This is a genomic window from Polaribacter sargassicola, assembly GCF_021991835.1.
Lineage (GTDB): Bacteria > Bacteroidota > Bacteroidia > Flavobacteriales > Flavobacteriaceae > Polaribacter > Polaribacter sargassicola.
Genome location: NZ_JAHDAU010000004.1, coordinates 329683 through 350327 on the forward strand (window position 1 = coordinate 329683; position 20645 = coordinate 350327).

Sequence of the window (20645 nt, forward strand, 5' to 3'; positions counted from 1 at the left end):
TCATATATTTTATTCCCATTCTATAGTTGCAGGTGGTTTAGAGCTTATATCGTACACAACTCTATTTACACCTTTTACTTGATTTATTATTTTATTAGATGTTTTCTGTAAAAATTCATAAGGTAAATTAACCCAATCTGCAGTCATACCGTCTGTACTTTCTACAGCTCTTAAAGCAACTACTTTTTCATAAGTTCTTTCATCACCCATTACTCCTACAGAATTAACTGGTAATAACATTGCACCAGCTTGCCAAACTTTATCATACAAACCATCTTCTTTTAATCCGTTTATAAAGATAGCATCTACTTCTTGTAATATTCTTACTTTTTCTGCTGTGATGTCTCCTAAAATACGAATACCTAAACCAGGACCTGGAAAAGGATGACGACCTAATAATTCTGGATCAATCCCCATAGAAGCACCAACTCTTCTTACCTCATCTTTAAAAATCATTTTTAAAGGTTCTACTATTTTTAGTTTCATAAAATCTGGTAAACCACCAACATTATGATGACTTTTAATAGTAGCCGAAGGGCCTCCGTTTACAGATACAGACTCTATAACATCTGGATAAATTGTTCCTTGTGCTAACCAAGTAACATCTGTAATTTTATGCGCTTCATCATCAAAAACTTCTATAAAAGCATTCCCGATTGCTTTTCTTTTCTTTTCTGGATCTGTAACACCTTCTAAAGCTTTCAAAAAACGTGCCGATGCATCTACACCTTTAACGTTTAATCCCATTCCTTCGTATTGTGTTAATACACTTTTAAACTCATCTTTTCTTAAAAGACCGTTATTAACAAAAATACAATATAGATTTTCTCCTATTGCTTTGTTTAATAAAACTGCTGCTACTGTAGAGTCTACACCTCCAGAAAGGCCTAAAACAACCTTGTCTTTACCAACGGTTTCTCTAATAGTTGCTACTGTACTTTCTACAAAAGAATCTGGTGTCCAAGTTTGTTCTACTTTAGCAATTTTAACTAAAAAGTTTTCTAAAACTTGTTTTCCATCTGTAGAGTGATATACTTCTGGATGAAATTGAATAGCATAAGTTTCTTCTCCCTTTATTTTATAAGCTGCATTTTGTACATCTGTAGTACTCGCTAACAACTCTCCATTTTCTGGTAATTCTTTTATTGTGTCTGAGTGACTCATCCAAACTTGGCTACCAACAGAAATATTTTCGAAAAAAACTTCATCATTTTTTATATATGATAAATTAGCTCTACCATACTCTCTTGTATTAGAAGGTGCCACTTGTCCGCCAGAAAAATGGGCTAAATATTGAGCGCCATAACAAACTGCTAAAACAGGTTTTTTTCCTCTAATTTCTGATAAATCTGGATGTAAAACATTTTCTCCTCTTACAGAATTAGGACTACCTGATAAAATAATCGCTTTAAATTCTGCTTGATTTTTTGGTGGATGGTTATACGGATGAATTTCACAGTAAATGTTTAATTCTCTTACTCTTCTCGCAATTAGTTGTGTGTATTGCGAACCGAAATCTAAAATAAGTACGTTGTTTTGTTGCATGCGCAAAAATAATATTTTGATATTAGATTTACGATATAAGATGTTAGATTTTTTTTGTAAATTATAATTCGTAAAAAACCAAAGAGAATTTGTTTAAAATCTATAAACAATTGCATTAATATTCATACCTGCACCTACAGAAGCAAAAATAACAACATCTCCTTTATTTACTTCTTGGTTTTCTATTTCTCCCTTTAAAACTAAATCTAATAACGTTGGTACTGTTGCTACAGAACTATTACCTAATTTAGCAATACTTAAAGGCATTACATCTTTTGGTACTTTCTTTTTAAACAATCTAAAAAAACGTTTTATAATAGCTTCATCCATTTTTTCATTAGCTTGATGGATAAATATCTTTTTTACTTCATCTATTTCTACTCCACTTTTATCTAAAGCTAACTTCATAGCAGCAGGAACATTTACCAATGCAAATTCGTAAATTTTTCTACCTAACATTTTAATATAACGGGTATTCTTGTCTTCATTTACATTAAATGAATTTCCGTAATAAAGATAATACGCTTCATCTTTTGCAAATGTTTGCGTTGCATGACTTAAAATACCAGTATTGGTTTCTTTAGTTTCTTCTAAAACACAAGCACCTGCTCCATCACTAAAAATCATTGAATCTCTATCGTGTTTATCTACAACTCTAGACAAGGTTTCTACACCAATTACTAAGCATTTTTTTGCCATACCAGCTTTAATAAACGCTTGTGCCTGTATGGTTGCTTCTATCCAACCTGGGCAACCAAAAAGAATATCATAAGCAACACAATTAGGATTTTCTATACCTAATTGGTATTTAACTCTTGTTGCAATACTTGGTACAGAATCACTCTGTATTGTACCATATTTTATATCACCAAAATTATGAGCTACAATAATATAATCTAATTCTTCTTGATTAATTTTAGCATCTTTAATTGCGTTTTCTGCAGCAAAAAAGGCTAAGTGAGACGAGGTATGTTCTTGCTCTGCATACCTTCTTTCTTCAATACCTGTTATTGCTTTAAATTTTTCAATAATTACATTATTTTCAGAATTAAAAGTAGACCCATCTTCATTTAAAAATTTTTCATTTAAAAAATCTTTATTTTGTTTTTTGATAGAAGGTATATATGTACCAGTCCCTATAATTTTTGATGAACTCATAATTAAAAATTAAGTATTATTTTATTTAAAAAATATCAGCCCTCTAAAGTACAACTTAGCTTACAAATAGAATTTATTTAAAAAAAGCAAAAATGATATTCAAAGTAATTATTTTAAAAACAAAAAGAAAAAGAAATGATATTTTACTTATGATAAACACCAAGCTTAAGCTCCATAACTGTGGCTATTGACTTCGCTCTGTTCTTCATGTTTTGCACATATTCGCCTTCAAAATAGGTATCAATAGTTTTAAATAAATACGATACCCAAAGCACAAAATGTTCTTTTTTAAAGGTTACAAATGCGTTTTTATCTACATGTTTTTTCATCACATTATTCGCATAAGTATTTGTATCAAAAAGTATATCATTCCAAAAATCTGAAATAACATTTAAATGTTCTTCTAAATGATTATTTGCTACAATTTCTTCAAAAAAAGGAATCATTTTTTCATCACTTAATAATTGATCATAAAACTTGGTAATAATTAGTTTTATATCTTCTCTTGATGAAATATCTGGTTTCATAATTTTAAAAACTATAAATAAGAGCTATCAAAAGAAAAAGGCAACAAAGAAAGAAGAGATTCTGTTTTTACAACTTCTCCTAATTCTCCCATAAAAAGTACGGAAAAAGGTTCTTTTTGATTGATTTCGTATTCTGATAATGTTTGTCTACAAGCTCCACAAGGGCCAACTGGCTTATCTACTTTAGAGATTTGTGAACTTGCTGTAATTGCTAATTTTTTAATTTTTATTCCTGGATAAGTAGAACCTGCTTTCCAAATAGCTACTCTTTCTGCACACATGCCAGAAGGGTAAGCTGCACTTTCTTGGTTGTTACCTAAAACAATTTCTCCGTTTTCTAACAATAAAGCTGCACCAACATTAAATTTAGAATATGGAGCATAGGCTTTTTCTCTTGCTTCTATTGCTTTATTCATCAACATTTTATCATCTACAGAAAGTTCTAAAATATCTTTAAATACGATTGCAGATGTTGAAACTTCAATTTTTCTCATAAAAAATCTATTAGTCAAAAAAAGCAGTCTTATTGACTGCTTTAAATTATTGTTATAAACTTACTAAAAATTTTTAACTTTTAATAATATTCAAAAATTTCTCCTAAATCAAAAGATAAAGAAAAACGTAAAGAATTTTCTAACGGATTATTTACATCTGATGAATTAATTAAATAAGATAAATCTACATTTAAAGCATTGGTTTTAAAACCTGCACCTAAAGTATAATATTGTCTATTACCTTTATCTTCACTTTCATGAAAATATCCACCTCTTAAAGCAAATGCGTTGTTGTATAAATATTCTGCACCAAAAGCGTATGTAAATTCTTTTATTTCTTCACTAAATCCTCCTGGAGCATCTCCAAAAGACTGAAAAATACCGCTTACCCAACCTACATTATCATCTTTACCTTCTACTATATTACCTTCGTCATCTCTTGTTGGTGGTGTTGGTACTAATAATTTTGTAAATTCTAGTGTAGTAGAAATTGTGTTATAATCATCTAAAATAAAATCGAAACCTCCACCTAATTTTAAATTAGTTGGTATAAAATCTTCTTCGCCTGGTGTATAAGAAACTTTTGGCCCAACATTACTAATATTAAAACCTAATCTATAAACCCCATTAAAGTTACCGTAATTTTCTTCAAAAGATTGATAATATCCAGAAATATCAACAGCAAATGAATTTATTGGTTGTAATGAATTACCTGATGTACCATTAAATGTTAAATTAGATCTTATATACTTTAAAGAAACACTACCAGAAAAAGTTTCACTTAACTTTAAAGCATAAGCACCTGTAAACACAAGTTCGTTAGGGTTAATTGTTCCGTTAGGGTTACCACTACTATCTGTTAAATCTATCTGACCTAAAGAAAAATATTTAAAATCTGCACCCCAAGCAGCATTTTCTTTAAAACGATTCATATAAGAACCACTACCAACAAAAATATCATCGGTTAAATTACGTAACCAAGGAGAATATGTAATACCCGTTTTTATTTGTCTATTACTAAAAGCCATTTTTGCAGGGTTGTGAAAAATAGAAAAAGCATCTGCAGATGTTGCTACACCTACATCTCCCATACCTCCTGCTCGTGCATCTGGCACAATTAATAAAAACGGTGTTGCTGTTGTTATTGAATTTTCTTGGGCTACAAATTTGGCACTAATTAAGGCACATATTGCAAAACAAATTGCTATTTTTTTCATTTAATTATTATTCTTTTAATATTTTACAAATATCTAATTATTATTGAAGTATTACTAATTTTTCGTATTTCTCTGCAACTAAATTACTGGTTGTAGCTTTTACTCTTAACTTGTATACATAGACACCTTTTCCTATTTTGTTACCAAAATCATCTAAACCATTCCAAGAAATACTTCTTGCTAAATTACCTGTTGTGGTAACATTCTGGTTTATTGTTTTTACTAATTTACCAGAAACCGTAAAAATTTGCACTTGTACTTCTAAGTTTTCGTTAGGTTTATTATGGTTAAACCAAAATTCTGTATAATTTACAAAAGGATTTGGGTAATTTAAAACATTTTCTAAATTTAAAACTGCATCACTAACTACCACAAAATTTAACGTTCTTGTAGATGAGTTATTGTATGTGTCCCAAGCTTTTATTTCTAAAGTATGCGGGCCTACTTCTAAATCTCTTAATTTATAAGTTACTTTTCCTTTTGTGTAATCACCTAATTCTGTTTCGTAAAAATCGTTTAATATTATTGGGTTTGTAGTATCTCCATCTAAAACACCAACAATATCATGATCTACAGCTGTTATAGAAGTATTAATACCGTTATCATCAGACAGAACAGCGATTAAATTAGGAGATGTATTTGTGTTACCTCCATCAATAAAAGATTCATCATTCATATACAAACTTATTTCTGGCGCAGTTGTATCTTCTGGTGCATTTTCATTTATACCACCAACAACTACATCTACATTATAACCTGCTTTGTCTATTAGTGTATTACTTGCATAAAAGCTTAATTTACCTTTTCCGTAAGCTATTTTAATATCTTTTGGTACTACAAAATCAAACTCAAACTCTCCGTTTGTTACCGTAGATTTTCCTCTAAAAATTTTACTATCTTGTACATCAAAAGACATTTTTATACCAAAACCATCATTATCTAAAGTTTCTTTATCTAAAGACTTATCAAAAACTGTTGTAAATAAAGTTCCGTTAAAGTTAGGTAAAAGTGCATTAGAATTATCTGTTACTTCTCCTTTAAAACTAATTTTAGACAATGCTTTTAATGTATCTAAAGGTTGAGAAATACTCTTATTATTCATTTCTGTTATTCTAACATTTGGTTGAGGAATTGCCAATTTCTTTGCAGGATCTCCAAAATAAAAGATAAAAAATTTCTGAGTATTAGAAAATTCGTTTTTAGTTTTTACTAATGATTCTGCAATAGACAAATCTTCTCCATTAAACTGTAATAACACACGTATTAATTGCTCGTTAAAATTTTGACCAACGGAAATATACACTTCTCTTGTTGTGGTAATCATACTTGCAGAACCACCATTTGTATTTAAAAAAGTAAGTTCTCCTGCGGTAATTCTGTTTGGATTATCAAATCTAGAAAAATCGCAAGTAACTGTAATTAAAAGTGGTAGCGTATTAAGATTATTAAAACTTTGTACTTGTGTTTTTTCTAATATTCTTTCTGATGCAAAACCATCTTCTCCTCCATGACCAAAATAATCGAAAATTAAAGTTCCTTTTTCTATAGCATTTGTAATTGCCTCGTTTACTTCTGGATATCTTTCTCCTCCAGATGAATTTTCTTGCACGTAAGAATCTACGTATATTTTATTAATATTAAAAATAGGCTTTGTTACTTTTATTTCATCTGCGATAGACTCTACTCCTTCTTGTAAAATTTCTTCTCCAGTAAGGTCTATATCATCAGCTAAAAGAGTTATTGTATTTCTCCAATCACCATGAGCATTTTCACCGTAGCTAGTTAAAATTTTATCCACCATATTTTTTGCTTCTGTAATTGTAGAAACAGGTATTCTACCAGAAGCAACATCTATTGTATGAGAAGAATACATAGTTCCTTCATTATCATCTAACATTACAAAAAAATCATCTGTAACCCAAGAATTTGCCAAGTTAAAACTGTTTTCAGATAATTTTACCGGTACAATATTATTATTGCCAGATACCCTATCTTTATAATCATAAGAACTGTCTCCAAAAAAACAAACATATTTTAATTTTGTATCTTCTGATGAGTTTGTATTGTAAATGTATTTTATAAAATCTCTAATACCTGTTATATCTTTAGAACCAGAAGCAAATTCATTATAAATTTCATCTAATAAAACTACTTTTGTAGACAAATTAGAATTTTCTTGATGATAATCTGCCAATCTTTGTGCTTCTGTAGAAAGGTCTGAATTTGTAATAATAATGTAATTAATATCTTTTAAAGCATGTAAGTTTTGATTTACAACTTTATTATCTTGAATGATTTGTGGAGTATAAAAATCATCTTCATTTAATAAAACATATTCTTTTAATTCTCCTGCATTATCTTTAAAAACAAAGTTATTAATAGCACTTTCATTCTCTATTATTGTAGGCGATAAATGATCTGACACATCCCAAATTTGGAAAATATTTGTGTTATTTTCTATTTGATATTCTACAACTCCATTTGAATTTGCTTGATCAAAATTTCTAAATGAAATTTGATTTCCGTCTGCAATTAAACTTTTCTCTCCGATAACTTCTATATAATCTAAAAAAGCGGTAGCAGAAGGATTTCCTGCATTATCATAAGTAATAGAAACATCAATTATATCTGATGAATTATTAACATCTATAGATACTTCTCTTGCATTTGCCATTGTTGTTGAGCTGGCTCCAAAAAAAGTTAAAGTAGATGCAGATGATCCGTTTACTACAATAGACATAGAAGAAGAACTTACAGATGTAGAAACGGCTCTAATATTGATTTTTACATCATTATTATTTAAAGCATTAGGAAACGGAATTTTAAAATTTTGAGTATTTACTATATTAAAATCATCATTAAAAAACCACTGCGTTCCGGCTGCTATTAAATTATTTTCTTCTTTTTCATAAAAAGTATAATCATTAAAAGTTGTTAAGAAAACATTTGCTGTACTTGTTATTGGTGTTTTTTGCTGAATTCTTTTACCATCATCTTCTTTTACTGTAATAAAGTAATAAGCTTCATCAGAAAAAATATTTTGTCTATGATTAGCGTCTTTACTTGTAGTATCTACCTGCCAATCATGTGGACCTTTTGCGTAAAATAAAATGTAGTCATTGTTATCAAAAGAACCGTCTTCTTCTCCATTAATATAAATTGCATTTTCTTGTAAATCATTGTATCTAAAATCGCTGTTTAAATCTGGCAAAAGAGTTCCTCCATTACCATAAATAGCAATTTTTTTAGGATTTAGACCATTTGTAGAAATACCAATGTTTTGCAATAAATTTTTATCTATCTTAAAAACACCCGTAGTATCTACAGAAAACTTGTACCAATCACCTGTATTAAGCACAGAATTAGTGTCTTGAGCATTAACACCATAAATAAAGAAACCTAAAAAAAGGGTTAAAAAATATTTTTTCATAATAGTATTCAAATAACGCAAATATTTTATACATATTTTAGCTCTAACAAAGATAAATTATACTAAAAATAAAAACTTATCGTTTTATATAAAGTAGGCTTAAAAACCTAGTGTTAAAAACACCATTTTACTTGTTTGAATGGAGAATTATTGTAAATTGCATCGCTATAATAAAAACCTAAAACTAATTTTTAATTAGGAAATGAAAAACTTTTTTAAAATATCTTTAATTGCACTTTCAATTTTAACAATTGTTAGTTGCAGTAAATCCACTTCAGAAACTTCAAAACTTACAGGATTGCCATTTAACAATCCTAAATATGGTAATTATATTAGAGGAAATGAAACTGCAGGACAAGAAGTTCCATTAGGAATGGTTGCTGTTGAAGGTGGTTCTTTTACAATGGGGCAGGTACAGGATGACGTTATGTTTGATTGGAACACAACCCCTAAGAAAATGCATGTTCGTTCATTTTTTATGGATGAAACAGAAGTAACAAATTCTGAATATTTCTTATACGTACAAAATATAAAAGATGTTTTTCCTCCTTCTGAAGAAAAATATAAACATATATACAGTTCTGTTTTACCAGATACTCTAGTTTGGAGAAAAAGTTTAGGGAATACAGATATTTTATCTGAAAACTATTTACGTCATCCTGCGTATGCAGATTATCCTGTTGTGGGGGTTAGTTGGTTACAAGCCAACCAATATTGTAAATGGCGTACAGATGCTGTAAACTTAAAAAAGTTAATTGATAAAGGATATCTTAAAAACATATTTGCGAATGATACCATTAGAAACTTTTTTGATACAGATGTTTTCTTAGCAGATTCTGACAATCTTTTTGATGGAGATACAACTATTTATAGAAGAGGAATTAGAACAAGAGGTGTTTCTTCTTCTAAAAACAATTCTTTTAAAGGTAGAAAAATAACAAAAGCTGATGGAATTTTAAGTGAAAACTATAGACTTCCTACAGAGGCAGAATGGGAGTTTGCTGCAAAAGCAAATATAGAAAACAGAGAATATAACAACATTAGAGGTAGAAAAAAATATGCTTGGGATGGTAAATATTCTAGAGAAACATCTAAAAGATATAGAGGTGATCATTTAGCTAACTTTAAGCAAGGGCAAGGTGAGTACAGTGGGTTATCTGGATGGAGTTCTGATGGATCTGATATACCAATTAAAGTAAAATCTTATCCTCCAAATGCATTTGGTTTGTATGATATGTCTGGTAACGTAGCAGAATGGGTTTCTGATGTTTATAGACCAATTATTGATAACGAAGCTAATGACTTTAATTACTTTAGAGGTAATATTTTTACTAAGAAAATGATTAATGAAGATGGTAAAGTTGTTATTTCTAATAGTAATGCAGAAGCAGAATACGATACTTTACCTAACGGAAAGATAAATCCAAAATATTTACCGGGTACTATCAAATATATTCCAATTACAAAAGACGATGTAACCTTAAGAAGAAACTTTATAGTTTCTGATAACACAGATATTGATGATGGAGATTTAAGATCTAGTAGATTTTATGAAGATGAGGAGCAAATAGGTTCTAAACCTAGTATGTATAACTCTCCTCAAAAACCAAAAAAAGTAATAGATCCAGAAACGGGTGAAGAAGTTTTGGTTAATGATACAGAAAAAAGAACTACTCTTATTAGTAACCGTACAAGGGTTTATAAAGGAGGTTCTTGGGCAGATAGAGAGTTTTGGTTAGATCCGGCACAAAGAAGATATCTACCAGAATATATGGCTACAAATTATATTGGTTTTAGATGTGTTACAGATATAGTGGGACCTATGACTAATGGTAAGAAAAAAGCTAGAACAGCTACTAGATAAAATAACTTCTTATAACAACATAACCTCACTGCAAATTATTCAGTGAGGTTTTTTTATTTTAAAAAATGAAAATTAAAGAAATTTATAATTTATATACTAAACATTATCTTGTAGATACAGACACAAGAAAAATTAGAAAAAACACCTTATTTTTTGCTTTAAAAGGAGAAAATTTTAATGGTAATAAATTTGCATTAAAAGCAATTGAATTAGGAGCTAGCTTTGCTATAATTGATGAAGAAGAATATAAAACACATGATAATATAATATTAGTTGACAACGTTTTAAAAACACTTCAAGAATTAGCAAATTATCATAGAAAAAAATTAAATGCAACCATAATAGGATTAACTGGTAGTAATGGTAAAACAACCACAAAAGAATTAATTAATGCTATTTTATCTAAAAAATATAAAACTAGCGCAACAATTGGTAACTTAAACAACCATATAGGAGTTCCTTTAACTCTACTTTCTATGGATACTAATACAGAAATAGGTATTGTAGAAATGGGTGCTAACCATCAAAAAGAAATTGAATTCCTTTGCTCTATTTGCGAACCTGATTTTGGCTATATCACTAACTTTGGTAAAGCTCATTTAGAAGGATTTGGAGGCATAGAAGGAGTTATTAAGGGGAAATGTGAATTATATGATTATCTACAAAAGAATAACAAAACTGCCTTTGTAAACCCTAAAGATAACATTCAGGTTGAAAAAACAAAGAAGATAAAAACGATTCCGTTTAAAGATGATATAAAGCTTAAAGAGGTAAATCCTTTTGTTAAATTAAGTTTCAATTCTGTAATAATTACTAGTAACCTAATTGGTAAATATAATTATACAAATATTACCATTTCTTGTACAATTGGTAAGTTTTTTAAAGTTTCTGATATTGATATAAAAGAGGCTATTGAAAATTATACGCCAGATAATAATCGTTCTCAAATTATAATAAAATCTACAAATAAAATTATTTTAGATGCATATAATGCTAACCCATCTAGCATGAGAGCTGCAATAGAAAATTTTTATCAAATTGAGGGTGAAAATAAAACTGTTATTTTAGGCGATATGTTCGAACTTGGTAAATCAAGTTTAACTGAACATCAAAATATTGTAGAGTATGTTGAAAGCTTAAATTTTAAGAACACTTATTTTGTTGGAGAAATATTTGCTAAAACTAATTTAAATAAGAATATCTTTAAAACTTATAACGCATTGCAAGAACATTTAAAAAACAATCCTCTTAAACATCAATCAATATTGATAAAAGGTTCAAGAGGAATGCAACTAGAAAGGGTTTTACATCTTTTTAATTAATATTGTTCTTATGATATTCTAATAAATTATCAATAGGTCTTTGAATAACGTCAGTAATTTTAAGTTTATTTTCTTCAGCTATATCTTCTAAAATATCTCTAAAATAATGAGCAATAGAACCAATAAAATAAATTGGAGTATCTACTGTTTTATTATATGGTAAAACTCTGTACTTAAAAAATTCTTGAAATCCTTTTTTAATAATTTCTTTAATGTATTCATTCTCTTTAAAATCAAACATAAACTTAGCAAAAGAAGCTAAATACATGTTAGGGTTAGGTTCTCTATATAGATTTTTCTTAATGTAATCTACATCCAACTCAAACTCTTCTTCAAATTTTACTGCTATCTCACTTGGCATTTGTTTATAGAAATAATCGATAATTAATTTTTTTCCAAAATAATTACCGCTAGCTTCATCCATTAAAATATATCCAAGAGATGCAGTAAGCATTTCCATATTTTCACCATCATAATAACAACTGTTAGATCCAGTACCAAGAATACAAACTAATGCTGGCTCTTTGCCTGTAGCAGCATACACCGCTGCTAACATATCTTCTGATATGTAAACCTTTGCATTAATAAAAATAGACTCTAAAATTGCTTTTAAAATCTCTACAGGTTTAGGCGTACCACAGCCTGCTCCATAAAAATGAATCTCTTTAACATCTTCCTTTATATTAATAAGTTGAAACATGTTTATTATTCTATTATGTAATTCTTTTTCTGGTACTATAGCTGGATTTAACCCTAAAGTTCTTACTCTAAAAGCTTCTTCTTTATTATTATTTATAGCAATCCAATCAGCTTTTGTTGAACCACCATCTGCAATTAGTATCATAGTTTTTTGTATTTACTTTCAAATATATTATAAGTAAAACTCTTATACAATACTTTGTTAGTTTTCAATCGTTTTCGTTATTGTAATTTATTTTAATTTTAAAGAGAGCATTTAAAAATGAATTTAAATATTGTAAATTTGTTTTAAATTAAAATAAAATATGATTTTTTTTAAGCCAAAAAAAATTAATCCTTTAGATTTTTTTATCAACGATTTTATAGATATACATTCTCATTTGCTACCAGGAATTGATGATGGCGCAAAGGACTTAGATACTTCTATAGCATTAATTTTAAAAATGCAATCTTACGGTATTAAAAACTTTATAACAACACCTCATGTTTTAGGAGATCTTTACCCTAACACACCTAAAATTATAAACAATAAGTTAGAAGAACTTAAGAACGAACTTAAGAATAGAAATATTAAAGACATTAATATAAGAGCTGCTGCTGAATATATGATGGATGAAAATTTTTCTAATCTGCTACAAAATAAAGATTTACTTACCTTAAAAGATAATTACATTTTAGTAGAAATGTCTTATTTAAGCGCTCCTATTAATCTATTTGATATATTATTCGAAATTCAATTAAAAGGATATAAACCTGTTTTAGCACATCCTGAAAGGTATTTATTTTATCACAATAATATGAATACTTACAATAAGTTAAAAACATCTGGATGCTTGTTTCAATTAAATTTATTGTCTCTAACAGAGCATTATGGTAAAAATGTACAAAAAATATCTAATAAATTACTAGATCAAAATATGTACGATTTTGTAGGTACAGATACACACCACATTCATCACTTAAACACATTAAAGAATATTTGTACAAAAAAAACATTAAAAAAAATTGAACATCTACTCATTAATAATAAGAAATTTATATAATAAAAAAGGAAGCTAAATGCTTCCTTTTTATTATATAAATTTAGCCTTTAACTAGCTAAACACTTTCTTAAACCAAGATTTTTTTTGATTATCTACATACCCATAACCATATCCATAACCATAACCTTTTGTAATATCTGTATCGTTAAGTAAAACAGCCATATTTGGTAATTTTTTCTCTGTATACAACGTTTCTGGTACTACTAACATTCTTTTATCTAAGTAATTTGCTCTAGTTACATACAAGAAGATATCTGAGTACTTAGATATTAATAAAGTATCTGTTACTAAATTTACAGGTGCAGTATCAACAATTATATAATCATACTCTTTTCTTACTTCTTTAAATAATTCTTCTACTCTATCCGTTAATAAAAGTTCTGCTGGATTAGGAGGGATTACACCGGAAGCAATTATATCTAAACCTTTAATTTCTGGTATATTAAATTTTAAATCTTTTAATGATAATTTATTATCTGTTATAAAATTAGTAATACCTTTTCTTTCTTCAATCCCTAAGTAGCTTGTTATTTTAGGAGCTCTTAAATCCATACCCAATAACAAAACTTTTTTATTAGATAAAGATAAAACAGAAGCTAAATTAATCGATATAAAAGATTTACCTTCTCCACTAGTTGTAGATGTAATAAAGATAGTTTTACCTTCTCCTGTACCAGATTTACTCATACTAGGCAACATAAAATCAAGGTTTGTTCTAATTAACCTAAACGCTTCTGCTGTACTAGATCTAACATCACTTTCACCAATAATAATCTTTTTCTTAGAGTCATCATGAGGAATATCTCCTAAAAAAGGTATAGTTGTAGCGTCTTCAATATCTTTACGAGTATGAATTTTAGTATCTAAAAGATTTTTTAAATAAATAATAATTACAGGAATTAACAAAGCTATAAAAATAGCTTTAATATAACTTCCGTTTACGTCTGGTGATACTGCTCCTCCACTATAAGCATAATCAATTATTTTTGCATTAGATGCTGTTACTGCTAAAGTAATAGCAGTTTCTTCTTTCTTTTTTAATAAATAAGAATATAAATTAGCAATAATTTCTTGCTGTCTTGCAATGTCTATAAACTCTCTTTCTAAGCCAGGTATTGCAGATACTTTTTTATTTACTACAGAAGCATATTTGTTTAACTCTTCTAATTGTGCTCGTAATGAAAGAATATGATACTTAACACTTTTTTCTAAATTACTTTTAGATATTGCTACTTCATTCTTAAATTTAATTAAAGCAGGATTCATAACCCCTGCAGATAAACCTAAATTATTTTTTCTATTTACTAAAGAGTTATACTTTATTATAGATTCTGATATACCTAAATCTTTAAGACCTAAATTTGGTGGTAGCGTTTGATCGGAATTATTAGTTATATTTTTCAAAATCCCTTCAGATAACGCCAACTCACTTCTTAACTCAATAATTTGTTCGTTATTACTAGAAGCATTCTCTAAAGCTATTTCTCCTTCTGATGAAAGCCCAGAGATTTTATTTTTTGTTCTAAAGTTCTTTACTGAGTCTTGAATTTTTGATAAATCTTTTCCAATAATTGCTAACCTTTCATCAATAAAATTCTTAGTAATTTCAGAAACTTTACTCTTATCATTTATTGCATCTTGGTTATATTGTTTAACCAATTCATCTAAAAATGCCTCTGCTTTATGTGGTAAAGAGTTAGTAATAGATAAATTAACTACATTAGAACTTTGGCTACTAACATCAACCATTAAAGCTCTTCTGTAAGACTCTACAGTATTTAATTTATTAGATAAAACTACAAATATTCTGTTATTCTTATTATTAACAAAATCTTTAGTTTTAATAACTTTAAAAGCCCCAAAACCTAAATCTACATCTTCTTTAAATTTATGAGATGATATTAAAACATCTTCTGTGTTTTTAATATCAAACTTCTCTTCTCCTTTTAATTCAATAATAAATGAACTATTATTTTTATTTTCTTTTAAAAAGTTTTTGTCATTAAAAACTAATTCAATTGGAGAATTTTTATATAATTCTGTTTTCTTTACTCTTCCATCTATAAAATAAGACAAATTAAGTTGTAAACTTTCTACAACTTTACTTATAATTTTTCTAGACTTTATAATGATAACTTCACTATCAGTATTATTAGAATTTTTTCCTACAAAGCCCATATCAGAAAGAGCTGATAGCTCTTGAGAAATTCCAGAAGACTCATCTTCTTTAATCATTATAGTGGTACTAGCACTATATTGAGGTACTTCGTATCTTAATTTAAGATAAGATAATCCTAAAAATATAATTAAAGAAACAACAAACCATTTCCAATGTATAAGATACTTAAAGATTTCTTCTTTAATATTAAATGTATCTTTCTTTCTTTTTACACCCGATAAATCTTGATTATTTACAGCCATTTTTTACCTTATAATAATAGAAACCATCGTTAATAGAAAACCAGCTATTGTAATAAATAAGCTTGTAGTTGTATTACTAGATGCACTTTGCATACTTGCTGAATTTTGCTCAACATATATTACATCATTTTGCTGTAAGTAAAAAACGGGTGATGTATTGATTGTATTAGATAATAAATCTACTCTATATTGTATTTTCTTATTATTACCTTCTTCTCTTTGTACCATTATATTATCTCTTCTTGCAGAAATTTGTAAATCTCCTGCCATAGCAATAGCTTCTAATATAGAAATACGTTCATTAGGTATTGTATAAGTACCAGGTGTTCTAACGGCACCAAGTATAGAAATTTTGTAGTTTATAATTCTAATATTTATGGTAGGGTCTTTTACATACTGAGGATCTAACTTATCTTTTAACAGTTTAATTGCAGATTCTCTTGTTAAACCTCCTAATTTTATTTCTCCTAAAACAGGAAAATCAATCATTCCTTTAGAGTCTACCAAATAAGATTGTTGACTTTGTGAAGAAGCACCACCTGCTGATGCACCGTTTTCTACAGAAGTAGGTGTACCAGCCATATTAAAAAGCTGTACTGCTTCTGTATCTAAAGACGATATATTAATAACAACAACATCATCTGGTTTAAAAATAGTTTGATAACTATTGTCTACTAAAGCTTGGTCTATCTTATCTTTTTGAAAATAAGTAATCTTTTTCTTTGATACACATGAACCAAAAAACATTAATGACACAACAAAAATTAAAAAAGGGAATTTCTTTTGCAACTTACTATAAATCATATTTATTTTTTTCGCTAAAATATGACATTAAATCCATTCGCTACAAATTATTGTCTAATTTTTCGAATATGGAATTATTCGATATATATTCGGGTACTATTTTTTTTATTTTTTGTACAATTTGCAAGTCAGATGATTCTGAATGATTAAGACATAAATTTATAATTTCACTTCTTATAAGCTCCACATCCATCTCTTGTGTCTTTGCAATCATTATTTTTTCGTGATACGTTTTAGTTGTATCTTCTCCATTAGCTAACAACTCTTCATACAGTTTTTCACCTGGCCTTAAACCTGTAATTTTAATATCTATATCATCTGGATACTTTAAGCCAGATAAGGATATCATTCTTTTTGCCATATCAAAAATCTTAATAGATTTTCCCATGTCAAAAATATAAATTTCACCACCAATCCCCATTGTACCAGCCTCTAAAACCAATCTACAAGCTTCTGGTATTGTCATAAAAAAACGTGTAATTTCTTTATGGGTTACCGTAAGTGGGCCACCAACTTCTATTTGTTTTTTAAATAATGGAATAACTGATCCGTTAGATCCTAAAACATTTCCAAAACGTGTAACCGTAAATTTAGTTGATGATTTTTGTTTACTTAAACATCCAATATATTTTTCGGCTACTCTTTTTGTAGCTCCCATAACATTTGTTGGATTAACAGCTTTGTCTGTAGAAATCATTACAAATCTTTCTATATTATAAGATATAGAAAGGTCTGCAATATTTTTTGTACCACAAACATTTATTTTTACAGCTTCATAAGGGCTTTCTTCCATTAAAGGAACATGTTTATAAGCTGCTGCATGAAAAACTTTTTGAGGCTTATATTTTTCAAAAACCTCCGTCATTCTTTTTTTATCTCTTACATCTGCAACAATGGCTACAAAGTTGGTTTTTTTTAACTGAAGTAATTGTTGTTGTAACTCATAAAGTGGTGATTCTGCTTGATCAATTAAGACTAGTTTACTTAAATTATAGGTTGCTAATTGACGAGAAATCTCGCTTCCTATTGATCCTGCTGCTCCTGTTACTAAAATAACCTTATTCTCTACTTCTCTTTTTACTATAGGATTTTCAATAGCTATTTGTTCTCTACCTAACAAATCATCTATATTAATTTTTTTAATCTGATTTGCTTGAAAATCTCCTTCAATCCATTTAGATAATGGTGGAACAATTTTTACACTAATGCCTAACCTAAATAATTTATCTGTTATTTCTAATAATCTATTACGCTTAATTTTTTGAGTTGAAATAATTATTTCCGTAATATTATTCTTGTTTATAAAACCCTCATCTATCTTAGAAAAATCATAAATTTTAACTCCATCTATTTTTTTATTTATTTTGTTAGGATCATCATCTATAAAACCAATAACATCATAATTATTATTACGCTCTCTAGTTATTGCTCCATAAGTTATTATACCAGAGTCTCCTGCCCCATAAATTAAAATATTGGTTATAGATTGTAGTTCTGTAGAAATTATTTCATAAAAAGCTTTAAAAGCATACCTGCTAAAAATTAATATAAACAGAGAAACCAGATAGTGTATTAAAATAATGGTTCTTGGTATTATAAAGTTTTTAAAAATTGTAAAAAACTGATTTAAAACCAATAATACACCCATTGTCATACTAAAAATAGTAATAGCAAAAAAGACATTAAAAGCATCTTTAACACCCGTATGTCTTATTACACCTTTGTATGAGCCAACTAATAAAAAACTAAAAATAGAAACAAAGATTACTAAAGGAAGTTGTTGTGTAAAATTAAATGTATTAAAATTAAAACTAATATTAAATCTTATAGAGTATGCTATTACATAAGAAAGTAATACTAATACAATGTCAATAAATAAAACTATCCATTTAGATGCATATTTATTTAATACAGTTAAAAAAAAAACTCTTATCATTTTCTATTTTTCGTAGTGCGAACGAAGTTACAAAAAATTCTAAGAATACTAATAGTCTACAATAACGAATTATCCATAAAAAATAATGAGGTTTATAGAGGCTTTTTTTATCATTTTTGGGGAATAACTTTTAAGATAGATTTCTTAATACGTTCTTTTTCTTCTCTGCTTAAACAAGATCCAGAAGGTAAACATAAACCTTTTTTAAATAAAACTTCTGCATTATTTCCTCCAAAATAAATACTATCTTTAAAAAGAGGCTGTAAATGCATAGGTTTCCATTGAGGACGAGCTTCTATATTGTCTTTTTCTAATTCTATCCTTAAATCATCACTTGTAAAATTAGCAATATTATTATCTATAAATATACAAGTTAACCAATGATTAGAAAACCAATCTAAATTAAATTCTTTAAGTAGAGTAACTCCTTTTATTTCTTTAAACAAAGTTTGATAAAACAAATTATTATCTCTGTGTTTTTGGATTTTTTCTTCTAATTTAGATAATTGTTCGTTTCCAATTTCTGCCAAAAAAGGACTCATTCTATAATTAAAACCTATTTCTGAGTGTTGATAATGAACAGCTTTATCTTTTGATTGTGTTGCTAAAAAAACAGCTTTATCTTTTTCTTTTAATGTATTACAAATTAATGCGCCACCACCAAAAGTTGTAATAATTTTATTATTGTTAAAAGACAAAATTCCGAAATTACCAAACGTACCACATTTCTGTTCTTTATAATGAGAACCTAAGGCTTCTGCTGCATCTTCTATTAAAATAATATCATATTTTTTAGCAATAGAAGCAATTTCATCAATCTTTGCAGGCATGCCATATAAATGAACCAAAATAATTGCTTTTGGTTTTTTGCCGGCTTCAATTCTACTCTTAATTGCTTCTTCTAAATAGTAAGGACACATATTTTGTGTATCTAACTCACTATCAATAAAAATAGGATTTGCTTTTTGATATAAAATAGGATTTGCTGTTGCTACAAAAGTAAATGATTGACAAAGTACCTCATCTCCTTCTGTAACTCCACTTAAAATTAATGCTAAATGAATTGCAGAAGTACCAGAATTTAAAGCAACAATATGCTTTTTATTTTCAAAATAAACCTCTAAACTTTTTTCAAATCTAGAAATACTTTCTCCTTCAATAAAATTATTATCTATTGATGTTATTGATGAAGTTTTTGACAAATAAATCCTATCCTTCATTTATAAAGTTAAGTAGTTTTTAATCTTTTAAAAGAATAAAGATACAAACTAAAAAAAACAATCATCAATCCTAGAAATACAAATATTTGAATATTGAAATCTAATTTATAACTCTTGTAAACAATTATATTTACTACCATTTGTAAAAGAGCATAAATTATAGAAACGTTTAAATGTGATATCTTTTTTACATCTACCAATTTTTGATAAATATGATGTCTATGAGCATCTAAAACACTCTCTTTTGTAAAAATCTTTCTGTACAATAAGGTTATTAAAGCATCTCCGCCGTAGACAATTACAAGTGCAAAAATTAAAGGCGATGATAATTTATATGTAAAAAGTATCAGTAAAAAAAAGACCAAAACACCTAAAGTTATACTACCAATATCTCCTGCAAAAAACAATGCCTTTTTTCTAAAATTATAAAATCCAAAAACGATTAAAGATATTAAACTATAAATAATTAAATCTGGAGCTACTAAAGCCTCTATCTCATTAATAAAATAAAATCCTAAAAGAACAGAAATTGTATACAGACCTGTAATACCATTTATTCCGTCCATAAAATTAAACATGTTTACAACTCCTACACCAAATAAAATATAAAAAACATACAGATAAATTGGCGAAAAAGGCAAAGCTAATTCTACTAAAATTAGTAAAACAGCCAATAGTTGAAAAGGAAAACGAACTTTAGAACTTAAAGTATAAATATCATCTAAAAAACTAACAATAGAAATTAAAACCACTCCAATTGTAAAGTAAGGATAACTAAAATCATTTAGAAGAGAGAATAATAAAATTGCTATTGGAAAAATAATACCACCACCTCTAACAGTTATTTTTGTGTGAGAACTTCTTTTATTAGGTTTATCTATAATCTTAAATTTAATGGCTAATTTTAAATAAACAAAAGATAAAATGGCAATTATTACTAAAATAAAAAAATATTTCTCCATAAT

General features: G+C 27.8%; 15 protein-coding genes. 3 read left to right on the forward strand and 12 right to left on the reverse strand.

The genetic code is table 11. From position 1 onward, the window contains the following. Nucleotides 1–9: 9 nt before the first annotated feature. The 6 genes from guaA to porU all read right to left on the reverse strand — a co-directional run bounded on the left by guaA (nucleotide 10) and on the right by porU (nucleotide 8371). On the reverse strand, nucleotides 10–1545 hold the full coding sequence (gene guaA, locus KI686_RS09045) for a glutamine-hydrolyzing GMP synthase (protein ID WP_237588949.1): 1536 nt from the start codon (nucleotides 1543–1545) through the stop codon (nucleotides 10–12). A gap of 93 nt (nucleotides 1546–1638) precedes the next feature. After that, nucleotides 1639–2703 carry a 3-oxoacyl-ACP synthase III family protein gene (locus tag KI686_RS09050; RefSeq protein ID WP_237588950.1) on the reverse strand — a complete coding sequence of 355 codons (1065 nt, stop codon included), beginning with the start codon at nucleotides 2701–2703 and terminating at the stop codon, nucleotides 1639–1641. 143 nt (nucleotides 2704–2846) lie between these two features. Continuing rightward, nucleotides 2847–3230, reverse strand: coding sequence for a group III truncated hemoglobin (locus KI686_RS09055; protein WP_237588951.1), 384 nt, complete (start codon nucleotides 3228–3230; stop codon nucleotides 2847–2849). Nucleotides 3231–3241: 11 nt separating this feature from the next. Beyond that, nucleotides 3242–3724, reverse strand: a complete 483-nt coding sequence (cdd, locus tag KI686_RS09060; RefSeq protein WP_237588952.1) for a cytidine deaminase — start codon at nucleotides 3722–3724, stop codon at nucleotides 3242–3244. 80 nt (nucleotides 3725–3804) lie between these two features. After that, nucleotides 3805–4941: a type IX secretion system outer membrane channel protein PorV gene (gene porV / locus KI686_RS09065; protein ID WP_237588953.1), complete on the reverse strand. Its 1137-nt coding sequence runs from the start codon at nucleotides 4939–4941 to the stop codon at nucleotides 3805–3807. A gap of 40 nt (nucleotides 4942–4981) precedes the next feature. Continuing rightward, nucleotides 4982–8371: a type IX secretion system sortase PorU gene (porU, locus tag KI686_RS09070; protein ID WP_237588954.1), complete on the reverse strand. Its 3390-nt coding sequence runs from the start codon at nucleotides 8369–8371 to the stop codon at nucleotides 4982–4984. Nucleotides 8372–8573: 202 nt separating this feature from the next. On the opposite strand from porU, the gene gldJ reads away from it, so the two are divergent. Both gldJ and KI686_RS09080 read left to right on the forward strand, forming a co-directional pair. Then, nucleotides 8574–10235: a gliding motility lipoprotein GldJ gene (gldJ, locus tag KI686_RS09075; protein WP_237588955.1), complete on the forward strand. Its 1662-nt coding sequence runs from the start codon at nucleotides 8574–8576 to the stop codon at nucleotides 10233–10235. A 65-nt stretch (nucleotides 10236–10300) separates the two neighbouring features. After that, nucleotides 10301–11557 carry a UDP-N-acetylmuramoyl-tripeptide--D-alanyl-D-alanine ligase gene (locus KI686_RS09080; RefSeq protein ID WP_237588956.1) on the forward strand — a complete coding sequence of 419 codons (1257 nt, stop codon included), beginning with the start codon at nucleotides 10301–10303 and terminating at the stop codon, nucleotides 11555–11557. Here KI686_RS09080 and KI686_RS09085 read toward each other — a convergent pair. Then, complete coding sequence (locus KI686_RS09085) at nucleotides 11550–12401, reverse strand: N-acetylglucosamine kinase (protein WP_237588957.1); 852 nt, start codon at nucleotides 12399–12401, stop codon at nucleotides 11550–11552. The genes KI686_RS09080 and KI686_RS09085 overlap by 8 nt on opposite strands. 160 nt (nucleotides 12402–12561) lie before the next feature. Here KI686_RS09085 and KI686_RS09090 point away from each other — a divergent pair, with 160 nt between their 5' ends. After that, nucleotides 12562–13299, forward strand: coding sequence for a tyrosine-protein phosphatase (locus tag KI686_RS09090; RefSeq protein WP_237588958.1), 738 nt, complete (start codon nucleotides 12562–12564; stop codon nucleotides 13297–13299). A 51-nt stretch (nucleotides 13300–13350) separates the two neighbouring features. On the opposite strand, the gene KI686_RS09095 is transcribed toward KI686_RS09090, so the two are convergent. From KI686_RS09095 to KI686_RS09115, 5 genes are all read right to left on the reverse strand, one after another. Continuing rightward, nucleotides 13351–15720, reverse strand: coding sequence for a GumC family protein (locus KI686_RS09095; protein ID WP_237588959.1), 2370 nt, complete (start codon nucleotides 15718–15720; stop codon nucleotides 13351–13353). A gap of 3 nt (nucleotides 15721–15723) precedes the next feature. Then, nucleotides 15724–16524 carry a polysaccharide biosynthesis/export family protein gene (locus KI686_RS09100; protein WP_237588960.1) on the reverse strand — a complete coding sequence of 267 codons (801 nt, stop codon included), beginning with the start codon at nucleotides 16522–16524 and terminating at the stop codon, nucleotides 15724–15726. Nucleotides 16525–16564: 40 nt separating this feature from the next. Then, entirely contained in the window at nucleotides 16565–18460 is a 1896-nt protein-coding gene (locus KI686_RS09105) for a polysaccharide biosynthesis protein (RefSeq protein ID WP_237588961.1), read from the reverse strand. A gap of 110 nt (nucleotides 18461–18570) precedes the next feature. Beyond that, nucleotides 18571–19680: a DegT/DnrJ/EryC1/StrS family aminotransferase gene (locus KI686_RS09110; protein ID WP_237588962.1), complete on the reverse strand. Its 1110-nt coding sequence runs from the start codon at nucleotides 19678–19680 to the stop codon at nucleotides 18571–18573. Between the two features lie 8 nt (nucleotides 19681–19688). After that, nucleotides 19689–20642 carry an MraY family glycosyltransferase gene (locus tag KI686_RS09115; RefSeq protein ID WP_237588963.1) on the reverse strand — a complete coding sequence of 318 codons (954 nt, stop codon included), beginning with the start codon at nucleotides 20640–20642 and terminating at the stop codon, nucleotides 19689–19691. Nucleotides 20643–20645: the final 3 nt, after the last annotated feature.